Annotated in this window: 10 protein-coding genes; 3 read left to right on the forward strand and 7 right to left on the reverse strand. The window is 62.1% G+C overall.

What is annotated here, in order from left to right; genetic code table 11:
* Positions 1–52: 52 nt before the first annotated feature.
* Positions 53–541: a Dps family protein gene (locus tag BUA36_RS02790; protein ID WP_072781134.1), complete on the forward strand. Its 489-nt coding sequence runs from the start codon at positions 53–55 to the stop codon at positions 539–541.
* 74 nt (positions 542–615) lie between these two features.
* Positions 616–2,079 (forward strand): aldehyde dehydrogenase family protein, encoded by a 1,464-nt coding sequence (locus BUA36_RS02795; protein ID WP_072781135.1) that lies wholly within the window; start codon positions 616–618, stop codon positions 2,077–2,079.
* A gap of 3 nt (positions 2,080–2,082) precedes the next feature.
* On the opposite strand, the gene BUA36_RS02800 is transcribed toward BUA36_RS02795, so the two are convergent.
* Positions 2,083–3,768, reverse strand: a complete 1,686-nt coding sequence (locus BUA36_RS02800; RefSeq protein ID WP_072781137.1) for a methyl-accepting chemotaxis protein — start codon at positions 3,766–3,768, stop codon at positions 2,083–2,085.
* A gap of 187 nt (positions 3,769–3,955) precedes the next feature.
* Between BUA36_RS02800 and BUA36_RS02805 the strand changes: the two genes are divergently transcribed.
* Positions 3,956–5,575 (forward strand): sensor domain-containing diguanylate cyclase, encoded by a 1,620-nt coding sequence (locus BUA36_RS02805; RefSeq protein ID WP_072781139.1) that lies wholly within the window; start codon positions 3,956–3,958, stop codon positions 5,573–5,575.
* Here BUA36_RS02805 and BUA36_RS02810 read toward each other — a convergent pair.
* From BUA36_RS02810 to BUA36_RS02835, 6 genes are read right to left on the reverse strand one after another with little or no spacing between them, the layout of a single operon-like run.
* A complete protein-coding gene (locus BUA36_RS02810) occupies positions 5,535–7,073 on the reverse strand; it encodes an HAL/PAL/TAL family ammonia-lyase (protein WP_072781140.1) in 1,539 nt (512 codons plus the stop codon). The two genes, BUA36_RS02805 and BUA36_RS02810, sit on opposite strands and share 41 nt — an antisense overlap.
* Positions 7,070–7,810: an ABC transporter permease gene (locus BUA36_RS02815; protein ID WP_072781142.1), complete on the reverse strand. Its 741-nt coding sequence runs from the start codon at positions 7,808–7,810 to the stop codon at positions 7,070–7,072. The genes BUA36_RS02810 and BUA36_RS02815 overlap by 4 nt, the downstream gene beginning before the upstream one ends.
* The gene (locus tag BUA36_RS02820; protein ID WP_072781560.1) at positions 7,807–8,802 is read right to left on the reverse strand and encodes an ABC transporter ATP-binding protein; all 996 of its coding nucleotides are present in this window, start codon (positions 8,800–8,802) and stop codon (positions 7,807–7,809) included. The genes BUA36_RS02815 and BUA36_RS02820 overlap by 4 nt, the downstream gene beginning before the upstream one ends.
* Entirely contained in the window at positions 8,799–9,947 is a 1,149-nt protein-coding gene (locus BUA36_RS02825) for an ABC transporter permease (protein WP_084559953.1), read from the reverse strand. Before BUA36_RS02825 ends, BUA36_RS02820 begins: the two co-directional genes overlap by 4 nt.
* Complete coding sequence (locus BUA36_RS02830) at positions 9,944–10,870, reverse strand: glycine betaine ABC transporter substrate-binding protein (RefSeq protein WP_072781146.1); 927 nt, start codon at positions 10,868–10,870, stop codon at positions 9,944–9,946. Before BUA36_RS02830 ends, BUA36_RS02825 begins: the two co-directional genes overlap by 4 nt.
* The gene (locus BUA36_RS02835; protein WP_072781148.1) at positions 10,870–13,119 is read right to left on the reverse strand and encodes a TonB-dependent receptor; all 2,250 of its coding nucleotides are present in this window, start codon (positions 13,117–13,119) and stop codon (positions 10,870–10,872) included. The genes BUA36_RS02830 and BUA36_RS02835 overlap by 1 nt, the downstream gene beginning before the upstream one ends.
* Positions 13,120–13,192 lie beyond the last annotated feature (73 nt).

Raw genomic sequence — 13,192 nt, forward strand, 5'->3', positions numbered from 1 at the left:
CAAGGCGGCATAGCGCTACAATGGCTGGGTCAGTAACCAACCAAGGAGCTACATGATGGGTGTTAAAGCGATCAAGATTGATATTGGCCTTTCCGAGAAAAGCCGCGCCACCATCGCCGATGGTCTGTCTGGCCTGCTGGCCGACAGCTACACGCTGTACCTGATGACCCACAACTTCCACTGGAACGTGAAGGGTCCGATGTTCAACTCCCTGCACCAGATGTTCATGACGCAGTACACCGAACAATGGGCAGCGCTGGACCAGATCGCGGAACGCATCCGCGCACTGGGCTACCCGGCGCCGGGCACCTACGCCCAATTCGCCAAGCTGGCCACGATCAAGGAAGTGGAAGGCGTGCCGGCTGCGCTGGACATGGTGCGCCACCTGGTCGCCGCGCAGGAAGCCACGGCCCGCACCGCGCGCAAGCTGCTGCCGGTCGTCGGCAAGGCTGACGACCAGCCGACCGCTGACCTGCTGACTCAGCGCCTGGACGTCCACGAGAAAACCGCGTGGATGTTGCGTAGCCTGCTCGAAGAGTAATTTAGAGGGTTTCTGCCAGTCTGGCGCGTGGCAATCATGCTACGCTTGCTCTTCCAATAATAAGGAGAGCTTGCATGAACCAGCCACGCGACTCGTTTGCTGCAACGGCCAACGCCAATCTGGAGACCATCACCACCGCGTTCGACGCGCAACTCGCTACCGCATTACGCTGGCGCGAGTCCACCGCGGCCGAACGCCTGGCCCGCGTCAAGCGCCTGCGCGACGCCATCCTCGCCCGCCGCGAGGCGATCTACACCGCCTTTGAAAAAGACTTCCGCAAGCCGCCCGCCGAGGTGGAAGCGTCCGAACTGCTGCCGGTGCTGGATGAAATCCGCCACGTGCTGGGCCGCCTCAAACGCTGGATGAAACCGCACAAGGTCTGGCCGACCAGCACCATGCTGGGCACCTCGGCCAAGGTGCAGTACCAGCCGCGCGGCCGCGTACTGATCGTCGCACCGTGGAATTACCCGTTCAGCCTTTGCCTTGGCCCACTGGTCTCTGCCATCGCGGCGGGGAATACGGCCATCATCAAACCTTCCGAAATGACGCCGGCCGTATCGGCCTTGCTGGTGGAGCTGATGGCGGACGTGTTTCCGCCAAACGAAGTCGCCATCTTTGAAGGCGCGGCGGAGACCTCGCAGGCGCTGCTGGCCCTGCCCTTCGATCACATCTTCTTCACCGGATCGCCCGCCGTCGGTAAACTGGTGATGGCTGCCGCTGCCAGACACCTGACCAGCGTGACGCTGGAACTGGGCGGCAAGTCGCCCACCATCGTTGACCAGACGGCCAACCTCAAACTGGCGGCGGAAACCGTCATGTGGGGTAAGTTCATCAACAACGGCCAGACCTGCGTGGCGCCCGACCATGTGTATGTGCACGAAGCCGTGAAAGACGCTTTCGTCAGCGCCTGCCGCGCAGTGCTGCAAGCGCGCTACGGCGAAACGGACGCGCAGCAGAAGCAAAGCCCGGACCTGGCACGCGTGGTCAACCTGCGCCACACGCAGCGCGTAGCGGGCCTGCTTCAGGATGCGGTGCAGCGCGGTGCGAAAGTCAGCTGCGGTGGCGTGGTCGATGAAGCCGCGCACTATGTGGCGCCAACCCTGCTGGAGCATGTACCCGCCGATGCGGAAATCATGTCGGAAGAGATTTTTGGCCCACTGCTGCCGATCATACCGTACAACGATCTGGATCAGGTCATCGCCACCATCAACGCCGCACCGAAGCCGCTGGCCTTATACATCTGGAGCCGCGACCAGGGCAATATCGGCCGGGTACTGCAGCGCACTAGCTCAGGTGGCGCCTGCGTCAACCACTGCGTGGCGCATTTCGCGCACGGGAACCTGCCGTTTGGCGGGGTGAATAACTCGGGCATCGGCAATGCCCACGGCGAGTATGGCTTCAAGGCGTTCTCGCACGAACGGGCGGTGTTGAAGTCGTCGCCAATCATGACGATCAAACTGTTCTTCCCGCCCTACACCAGCAAGCGCAACTTCATCATCCGTAAAACGGTGGACATGCTGCGCCTGCCGCTGCTGTAAGCATCAGAACTCTTCCCACTCATCCGCTGCCGCCGCTTTGGATGCAGGCTTTGCGGCCTTCGGTGCAGGACGGCGCAGCGGCTGGGTGGTGGCAACCGCAGTAGAACGTACCGCTGCCGGTTGACGGCGTGCCACCGCGCTGCTGCCCGCCACCTGGAATACCGCCACCATCTCCGCCAGCTTGACGGCCTGCTCCTGCATGGCCTGCGATGCGGCAGCTGCTTCTTCCACCAGTGCGGCATTCTGCTGCGTGACCGTATCCATCTCGGCCACCGCAATATTGATCTGTTCAATGCCGGTTTCCTGCTCCAGGCCGGCCTGGCTGATCTCGCTGATGATATCGGTCACACGGCGCACGCTGGTGACGATGTCTTGCATGGTTTCGCCAGCCTCGTTGACCAGCGCACTGCCGCTGCCCACCTTCTCCACCGAATCCGTAATCAGCGCCTTGATGTCCTTGGCCGCTGCGGCCGAACGCTGCGCCAGGTTGCGCACCTCGGTTGCCACCACGGCGAAGCCACGGCCCTGCTCACCGGCGCGCGCTGCTTCCACCGCGGCATTCAGCGCCAGGATGTTGGTCTGGAAGGCGATACCGTCAATCACGCCAATAATGTCGGCAATCTTGTCGGACGATTGGGTGATGGACCCCATGGTGTCAATCACGCGCGTCACCAGTTCACCGCCTTTGACGGCGATGTCGGACGCCGATACCGCCAGCGCATTGGCCTGGCGCGCATTCTCGGAATTCTGGCGCACGGTGGAGGTCAGTTCTTCCAGCGACGACGCCGTCTCTTCCAGATTGGCGGCCTGCTGTTCGGTGCGGCGCGACAGGTCGAGGTTACCGGCGGCGATCTCGCTGCTGGCAGTCGCAATTGCATCGCTGCCTTCGCGCACGCTGCGCACCGTACCGGCCAGGCGCTCCTGCATCTGCGACAGCCCTTCCATCATCTCGCCCATTTCATCCTTGCGGCCTTGCTCGATATGGTTGGAGAGATTACCGCCGGCCATCGCATGGAAGTGCGTCCGCACCTGGTCCAGTGGTCCCATTACCGCGCGCAGCAGCAGCACGCCGGACACCGCCGCCAGCACGATGCCGACTACGATGGCGGCTACCGCCAGCATCATATTGCGGTCGTAGGACGCCTGGCTTTCGTCGTACTGCTCGGCGGTGGACTTGAGCTGGTAGGTCGTCAGCTTTTCCGAGGCATCGGTATACAGGCGGAACAGGCGCGTCACCTCGCCCAGCATCAGGCGGTCGATCTCGGCCTGGTTCTTGTCGCCGAGCGCCTTGATGGCAGCCTGCAGGCCATCCTTGAGCAAGGCCTGGCGCGTGGACTCGACCTGGTCGGCCAGCGCCTTCTCGCCATCGCCGAACGGCAGGGCCAGATAGCTCTTCCAGAATTTTTCATTCCCGTCGATGAAGTCCTGCGCGCGCTTCAGCGTTTCCTGCGCGTTGGCCGCATCCGGCTTCAGCGCCACGCGGTCCAGCGACAAGCGGGCGCGGTCAATCTGGATCTGCGCTTCGTAAATGGCTTTCATCGACACCATGGAATTGGCATACACGTCTTTCAGAACATTGTTCGACGTGTGCAGCGCCAGCACGCCACGGGTGCCAATGAAAATGATCAGAATTCCCAGCAAAGCCATGGTGGCGATCAAGCGGGTGCGAATGGTCAAATTGGCAAACATAATTGTTTCCTATCGTTTTAAGCGTTGTGTAACATTTAACCAGCTTAAACCAATAATTTCCATATAACAAGATCAATAAACTAGTTGAAGATTTGTGGGCAACGCCGCACCCAGCACGGCGCTAGGTGGCGCGGCAAAGCGATATACTGGTTTTTACCAGCCATAGACGTGCAAGTCAGGAGCGAGCATGCGGCCTATTCCCGGTTTCTTTTACAGCTTCAAATTCAAGATCAGCGCCTTGGTGATTGCGCTGGTGTTGTTTGCCGGCATAGGCGCTGGCGGCGTCTCGCTGCTGATTGCCGAATCCGAACTGCGGCAGGTAATAGGCCGCCAGGAGCTATCCCTGCTGACCGGGGCCGCCGCGTTCATCGACAACGACCTGCAGGATAAACACGAGCTGCTCAAGGCCATCAGCGAGGAGATCGACGCGCGCGGCCTGCCGGTGGATCAACTCCAGCCGCTGCTGGAAGCGCATGAGACGCTGCGCGATGCCTTCTTCAACGTCACCGCCTTCGACCTCGCTGGCAACCTGGTCGCCAGCCTGCGCAATCGCCAGACGCGGCAAATCAACATCGCCGAACGCGAATATTTTCGCGACACTCTCAAGCTGCATGAAGGCGTGATTTCGGCGCCCTTCAAAAGCACGCTTTCCGGACAGCCGGTAGTGGTACTGACGCAGCCGCTGCATGACGCGGACGGTAAGGTCATCGGCATCATCCTGGGCGCCATCGATCTGCTGCGTCCTTCATTTTCCGCACAGCTGGATGCACTGCGCGCCGGTGCGGATGGCTATCTGTTCATCGTCACCAGCAAAGGCGTCATGGTGCACCACCCGGACAAGGCACGCATACTCGAAACCAGCGACGATGCGCCAGGCTCGCTGCTGGAAGCCGTGCTACGCAACGACGAAGGCTGGGAAGACGGCGTGCTGGATGAAGGAGTGCCGGTACTGCTGGTGCACAAGCGCTTGCGCGAGGTGGACTGGGTCATCGGTTTGTCTTATCCGGTACGCAGCGCGTTTTCGTCCATGCTCAGCGTGCGTCTGCGCGCACTGATGGGCGCTGCCATGCTGACCGCCATTGCAGGCCTGTTCGGCTGGGCGATCACCAAAGGGCTGCTGCGTCCATTGCGGCGGCTGCACCGCCATGTGGAAGACATCAGCGCCGGCCGTGCCGATATCGCCGTATTTGACGTCGCGCGCCGCGATGAATTCGGCCATTTGAGCCGGGCGTTCTATGGCTTGTCGCAACGGCGCGCGGAGGCGGAGCAGGAATTGCACCGGCTGGCGACTACCGACGTGCTGACCGGCTTGAATAACCGCCGCATGTTCGATGCGTTTCTGCCGCAGGCGCTGGCACGCGCTGCGCGCTCGGGCCAGCCGGTGGCACTGGCGATGCTGGACATTGACCAGTTCAAGGACATCAACGACACGCTGGGCCATGCCGGCGGCGACCAGGTGCTGATCGAGTTCGCGCGGCGCCTGACAGCCACCGTACGCACCACGGATACGGTGGCACGGCTGGCCGGCGACGAATTCGTGATCGTGTTTGAACAGCTGTCTTCAACCCTGGAAATGGATGTACTGGGCAAGCGCATCATCGACGCCATGCAGCCGCCGTTCTTCATCAGCACCTTACAGCGCGAGGTACGCGCCAGCATCGGCATTGCCATCTGCGGCAATTCGATGGCGACCAGCGAAGACCTGATGCGCGCCGCCGACCAGGCCTTGTACGGCGTGAAGGCCGCTGGTCGCAACGGCTACGCCATCAATCCAGTCGGTGCGGAGCGGATTGTCCGGGTGCGGTGAGCTGGGCTTCGACGCGGCCTATGCCCTCTTCGCCCTGGATGATGGCAGTGACGGCGGCAATATCCGGCGCCAGGATGCGGTCCTCCGTGTACACGTCCACATGCTCGCGCAACAGCGCCAATGCGGCACGGGTGCCACAGGCCAGCGATTCCGGCGCATGAAACGACAATGCCTGCCCTGCTGTCAGATATTCCAATGCCAGTATGCGCTCGCTGTTTTCGATGACTTGCAAGGCCTTCAGCGCGGCTGGCGTGGCCAGGCTCAGATGGTCCTCCTGCAGCGCCGACGTGACATAGTTATCGACCACCATCGGCTGCGACAGCACCTTGTTTTCCGCCACCAGCGATGCAGCGACATACTGCACGATCATCAGGCCGGAATTGACGCCGCTGTCCTCGACCAGGAAGGCTGGCAGGCCGCTGACCAGCGGATTCACCAGACGGTCGATGCGGCGCTCGGCGATGCCGCCCAGTTCCGCCAGCGCGATCGTCAACAGGTCTGCTGCAAACGCCAGCGACTGGCCATGCGGATTCGCTTGCGACATCACGCGGTAATTGTCCGGCGTTCCCGTTACCAGCGGGTTGTCGGTAGCGGAAGCCAGTTCGATGTTGACCTGCCTGGCCACATGCGCAAGCTGGTCGCGGGTGGCGCCATGCACTTGTGGAATCGCGCGCAGGCTCAATGCATCCTGCAAGCGCAATCCTTGCGAGGCTTGCAGCAGCGCGCCGCCGTCCAGCAGTGCGCGCAAGTTGCGACCAACGGCCTGCGCGCCAGCGTGTGGCTTGAGTGCGAGCGCATCGCTATCGAATGCCGCAAGCTGCCCACGCAAGGCCTCGAAACTCATGGCAGCAACGATGTCGGCCCACTTCTGCAAACGCTCGGCACGCGCCAGCGCTACACACAGCAGACCAGTCATGCAGGGCGTGCCGTTGACGAGGCTGAGGCCATCCTTGGCCGCCAGCGACAGCGGCGCCAGTCCTGCATCCATCAGTGCCTGACGTGCGTCCTGCACGATGCCGCCGGAGCGCAGCTGCCACAAGCCAGTCAACGGCAAGCCGATATGCGCCATATGCGTCAGGTAGCCCACCGAACCGCGCGCTGGCACGACGGGTATCAGGTTCTGGTTCAGCAGCGCCGTCAGGCCTTCCACCAAAGCTGGGGTGATGCCGGATTTGCCATGGCTGTAATTGGCCACCTGCGTGCACATGATGGCGCGTACCAGTTCATCGTCCAGCGGAGCACCAACACCGCAAGCGTGGCTCTTCAAGGTATTGAGTGATAGCGCGGCCAGTGCCTGCGGGGCCAGTATCTGTTCGCACAGCGCGCCAAGGCCGGTATTGATGCCATAGGCGCGCGTGCCATCATCAACAATGCGGTCGACAATGCGCCGCGCGTCATGCAGACGCTGTAGCGCAGCATCGCCCAGCGCCAGCTTCGCGCCGCGTGCAACCTGTGCCACTTCTCGCCAGTCGAGCGGGCGATCATCAAGCCTAATCATGCCCGCCACGGTGTAAGGCGGCGCTGCAGCACCCGCATGGAATAGTCGCTGCACAGCGCCAGCAACGCCACGGCCAGCGCACCTTCCATCACCTGCGAAGCATTGTCCACCGCCAGGCCCGAAACGATGGGCGTACCCAGGCTAACACCGCCCGTGATCGGCGCCAGCGACGCTGTCGCTACCGACAAGATCAAACTGGTGCGGATGCCGGCCAGCATGCCAGGCAGCGCCAATGGCAGCTCCACCGTCAGCAATTGACGCCATGGTCCCATGCCCATGCCTTCGGCGGCACGGCGCACGTCGGCGTCGATCTCGCGCCAGCCGGTCAGCGTAGCTTGCACGGTCGGCATCAGGCCATAGGTGAACAGCGCGAACATCATGGCCTGCGGTCCGAAACCGACGACCGGCGTGACGAGAAACAGCACGGCAATGGGCGGCAGCGTCTGACCGATGGTGGCGGTGTTGGCGATCAGCGGCAGCAAAGGTTTGCCAGCGGTACGCGTGGCCAGTATCGCCAGCGGTACCCCCAGCACAACGACAAAGGCCATGGCTGTCAGCACAATCAGCACATGGCTTTGTGCGGCATCGAGTAGTTGGATGCGTTCATACAGCACCGGCTGGTCTGGTCCGGCCAATGGCGCCAGTACCGCGCGCCACCAGTCTTCTTGACGATAGACCAGCCATAACGCCGGCCAGCATAGCAGCGCCAGCGCCGCTTCGATGCGCGAGCGTGTCATGCTGCCAGCACACGATTGACGTGCGATGCGGCAGCGGGTGTCTGCGCCAGCGTCAGATCTGCCAATGCCACCAGGCCGGCCACGGCTCCCGCGTGGTCCACGACCGGCAGCAAAGGTTGGCCATCCAGCAGTTTGCTCAGCGCCGTGCGCGCGCCAGTGGTGAGCGTGACGCTTGCGGCTCCCTCGTTCAACGCTTTGGCAGCAGCGGCAAGGCTGGCCGCATCGGTGCGTACGAAGTCCGCGACGCTATGCCGCGCCAGGCGGCGCAGTGCAGGCTCCTGGCCAAAGAACTGCGCCACAAACGCATCGGCTGGTTGTCGCAGCATGGTATCCGGGTCGGCGTATTGCACCACCGCGCCGTCGCGCATCAGGCAGATTTTATCGCCAAGGCGTATCGCTTCATCGATATCGTGGGTGACGAAGAGGATGGTTTTGCGCACATCGCGCTGAATGCGCAGCAGTTCTTCCTGCAGCTGCTCGCGGGTGATCGGATCGACCGCGCTGAAAGGTTCGTCCATGAGCAGCACTGCGGGATCGGCCGCCAGCGCGCGTGCGATTCCCACGCGCTGCTGCTGTCCGCCGGACAGCAGGCCAGGATAGCGGCTGCCAAACCGCTCCGGATCCAGGCGCACCAGCTCCAGCATTTCATCGGCGCGGCGCAGGCGTTTGGCTTTATCCCATCCCAGCAACTGCGGCACCACGGCCACATTCTCGCGCACGGTCATGTGCGGGAACAGCCCCACGTTCTGAATCACATAGCCGATGGAGCGGCGCAGCAGTACCGGATCGCTTTCCAGCGCATTGCGGCCGTCTATGATGATCTGCCCTGCACTCGGTTCCGTCATGCGGTTCACCGTGCGCAGCAGCGTCGATTTGCCGCAGCCGGACGGGCCAATCAGCACCACCAGTTCGCCATCGGCGATATCCAGATTGACGTGCCTGAGCGCTTGCACGCCGTCATATTGTTTTTCGATGTTACGCAGGCTGATCATGCCACTCTCCCCTTCGGCGCCAGGCGCCATGCCAGCAAACGCATGACGGCATCGGCAGCAAAGGCCAGCGCCACAACCGGCAAAGACCCCAGCAGCACCAGATCCGGCACCGCCTGCTCCGTGCCGCGCAGCAGAAAATAGCCCAGGCCTCCAGCGTTGATGAGTACCGCCACCGTCGCCAGGCCAATCAGCATCAGCATCGCGCCGCGTACGCCTTCCACAAAGAACGGCGCCGCCAGCGGCAGCTCCACCCGCCAGAACATCTGCCATGCACTCATGCCGACACCGCGCGCCGCATCCAGCATGGCGGGCGGCACGGCGCCCAGACCCGTGTGCGTGTTGACGACCACAGGCCACAGACCATATAGCACCATTGCCAATATGGCCGGCTTGGCTCCCAAGCCCACGATCGGCAACAGCAGTCCAAACAAGGCAATCGACGGAATGGTTTGCAGCAGACCGGCAGCGCCCAGCAGCACGCTCTCCAGCGCCCTTTTGCGCGCAGCCAGCAAACCGATGGCGGCGCCCAGCAACATCGCCGGTGGCAGCGAAACCGCTACCAGCAGCAAATGCTGCAGCAGCTCATCACGGAAGACGTCTGCCGCCATCTGATATTCCATCACCACGCCCAAATGCTGGTACGGCGCGGCGAATGCCAATGCCGCCAACGCCAGCACCGGCAACGCCAGCCAGCGTGGCGCTTCCGCGTACAGGGCAAAGGCGCCGATGTACACCGCCGCCAATGTGCCCCATGCCCCACCAGCAATGGCGACACGCGCCCATTCCTGATCGCCCGACAGCGCCACAGCGCCCCATGTCAACGCTGCATAGCTGGCCGATGCTGCCCAGGCCAGCGACAGCGCCAATGCCGGTGCGCGCACACGTCCACGCGCAAGCCAGACGGCTAAAGCTTGCAGCAGCCAGCCACTCACAATCAGCGCCGCCCACATGCCGCCCAGACCAAAGACGGTCAACTCATCGCCATCCGGCGCTACGCGGTTTGGATGCAGCACGACAAATGGCCACTGCAAAGACAGCAAACCGATGACCACCGCAGTCAGTGCAATGGCGTTCGGCCGCGCTGCCGCCAGCGGCCAGTTCAAGCCTGTCTTGCGGGATAGAGGTAAAGGAAGTGCTGCGCTCATTTCAGGAATCCTTTCTCACGCAGGTATTTCTCCGCCACCTTGGTGCCAGGTTCGCCGCCAACCACAATGCGGGCGTTGAGGCGCGATAGCGTGGCGGTATCCAGCGTGGCAAAAACAGGCTCGATGATGGCCGGAATGGCCGGATATTTTTTCAAGGCCTCGCTGCGGATGGTGAGCAAAGGCTGGTAGATATCGGCAGCGGCGCCGGTGTCATTCAGCCCCACCAGTCCCATCGCCGCCAGCTGGCCATCGGTGCTGTAGGCCATGGCCGCATTGGCGCCGCTGGTGCCGCGTGCGGCAGCGGACTCGGTCTGCGCCGTATTCCCCCCCGGCAGAATGATCAACTGCGACGGCGCCAGCTTGAAACCGTAAGCGTGTTCAAACGCCTTCAATCCATCGGCACGGTCAACAAATTCCTGGCTGACGACCACCTTGAACGGCTTGCCAGCATTGATGTACGCAGCCAGCTGCGTCAGCGACGTGATGCCCTGCGCAGCCGCCAGCTTGGCCGGCATTGCAAAACCGTAGGTCACGTTGGCGGGTGCAGGCTTGAGCCACACAATGCCGTTCTGCGCCAGGTCCGCCGCCGCGCCGGCCGCGTGGCCACTGGCGGCATCGCGGAACGTGCCCGGTGTAAAACGGACGTTCTTGATCAGGTAAGGCGCATTGCCGGTGTATTCGGGATAAACATCAATCTCTCCCGCCAGCAAAGCCTTGCGCACCACCTGCGTGGCGCCGGTGCCGCACTTTTCAATCACCTTGATGCCATGGGCTTTCAATGTCAATCCCACCAGAGGGCACAGCAGCGCACCCTCCGTATCGATCTTGGAGCCGATCACGATGGCGTCTCCGCTGGCAGCCCATGCCGGGGCCGACAACAGCAGCACCGATGCTGCAAGCCGTGTTGTCAGCCACTGGTACATCAGAAGCGCGCCTTGACGCGCAAGCCCACCGTACGCGGACGAATCATGTACAGGTTATCGCCCGGCTGAATCGCGATGGTGTTGGTGGTCACGTCGCTAATCTTGGCGCCATTGGTCAAGTTGGTGCCAAACAGGCCGAATTCATATGGCCCGGTTTTGTAGACCGCCGTCGCATTCAAGGTATTCGACGAAGGGATACGCGAATAGCTGCCCTGCGACGAGGCGAAGTTGGTGTACGCCTCGCCACGGTGCGCATAGTTGGCCGACAGCGCAATCTCTTCCTTGCCTGCCAGCGGGATCGTGTAGTTGGCAGTCGCGATAGCGGCAAACTTCGGTGCATATGGCACGCGTGCATCGGCCGGGATGTTCTGCGCCGGGATGCCGGTGACTACCGTCTCAGTGGCGTAAGCATGGTTGAAGGTCGCGCTCAGGCCAACCGAGGCCTGGCGGGACACCTTGAAGAAGCTCTCCAGTTCCACACCTTCGCTACGGATCTTGCCGGCGTTCTGCGTGAAGTAGTAGGTGCATGGCAGCTTGTCGAAGACCTGCACGTCCTTCCACTTGATCAGGTAAGCACTGGCGTTGAAGGTCACGCGGCGATCAAACAGCGTGTTCTTGGAACCGGCTTCAAAGTTCCACAGGCTGTCCGGCGAGAAGGTCGACGGCGCATTCACGCCGCAGAAGTTGAACGGCACGGGCTGATTGTTACCGCCATAGCGGAAGCCCTTGCCCACCGACGTGTACAGCGTGTGGTCTTCATCCAGGCGATACGCTGCGGCGAAGCGCGGATTGGCGCCCTTGGACGTTTCGCTGCTGGTGCTCACTTCCGGCTGCGCGCTATGCGGTGCGGCTGGCGTGGAGTTGACCAGATTGCCGAACAGGCCAGTGAACTTCAGGTCGAAGTCCTGCGTGCCGCGGAACAGACGCAGGCCGGCCGTCAGGTCCAGCTTATCCCACACGGTGTAAGTCGCTTCCGCAAACACTGCCGCTTCGCGCGACTTGATGTTCTGCGTGCCGGAGAAGTAGTCGTCGGGCGTGAACGCATTATCGTTCTGCTGCGAGTTATAGCCAGGGAAGTTGTGGGCGGTGGCGAAGCGTGCATCAAAGCCTGGCGTAGGCTGATCCTGGCGCAGATCGCGCTTGCCTTGGGTGTAGAAGGCGCCTGCGGTCCACTTGAGCGGGCCGCCCGGTTTCGACTGCAGGCGGAACTCCTGCGCGAAATCCTTGAGCGCGTTGCCGATCACGTACGACGATCCGATCAGCGGCGACTGGCCGCCAAAGATGAAGGCCGTGGCCTTGTACTGGCCCGAGTTGACGTACAGCGTATCGCGTTGCAGATAAGAGCTGGACGACACCAGCTGCGCCACACCCGCATCGTAATTCAGCGTCAGGTTGTACAGCTGCAGATTGTCGTTGCTGGTCTGCGGCGTCAGCGAAGTGGTGGTGTATGGCGCCAGGCCGGAATAAGCGTCATTGATGCCGCCCTTGATGTTGGAGGCGATGATGCTGGCATCGATCAGCAGATCCGGCGTCGCGCGCAGGCGTGCGGCCACGCGGGCCTGATTGGTCGACACGGCGTTCGTGGTGCCACCGGTCTGCTCGTTGCGCACATAGCCGGAATCGTTTCCAGTATAGCCTGTCAAACGCAGTGCCAGCACATCATCCTTGACCGGCACGTTGACCGTGGCGCGCAGATTGTGATTGGTACCGCCAAATTTGGAGGTGCGCGAACCGACTGCTTCCACCGAACCAAAGAAGTCATTAAACTCGGGCTTTTGCGTAATCTGGCGCACCGTGCCCGCCATGGCGCCTGCACCGAACAGCGTACCTTGCGGACCTTGCAGCACTTCCACGCGTTCCAGGTCCAGCACTTTCAGGTCCGGGTTGGACGACTTCAGCGTCACCGGCATTTCATCGATATACACCGCCACCAGCGATGCATCCTGCACTTCGGACGGCACAATGCCGCGTACTACCAGGCCGCGCATGGTGATGTTGTTGACGCCAGGCCCCTGCTCCTGCACCGACATGGCCGGCACCAGGTTGGCGATATCGGTCAGATTACCCTGGCCATACTTGGTCAGGCTCTCCGGCTTCAGCACCGTGATCGCAGCAGGCACCTGCTGCACATCGACCGCGCCGGTGCGGGTTGCGGTCACTTCGACCTTCTCAATTTTGTCGGAAACATCCTGCGCATGCACGGCGGCGAACGCACCGGCCGACACCACGGCCATCAAAGCTTTACTCATCAGCAGTCCTTGGTTGTTTTACTTTGCGAAAAAGTATAGACAAGCCTTGATCTGCTGAAAACGAAAATAAACG

Source organism: Duganella sacchari, from assembly GCF_900143065.1.
GTDB lineage: Bacteria > Pseudomonadota > Gammaproteobacteria > Burkholderiales > Burkholderiaceae_D > Rugamonas > Rugamonas sacchari.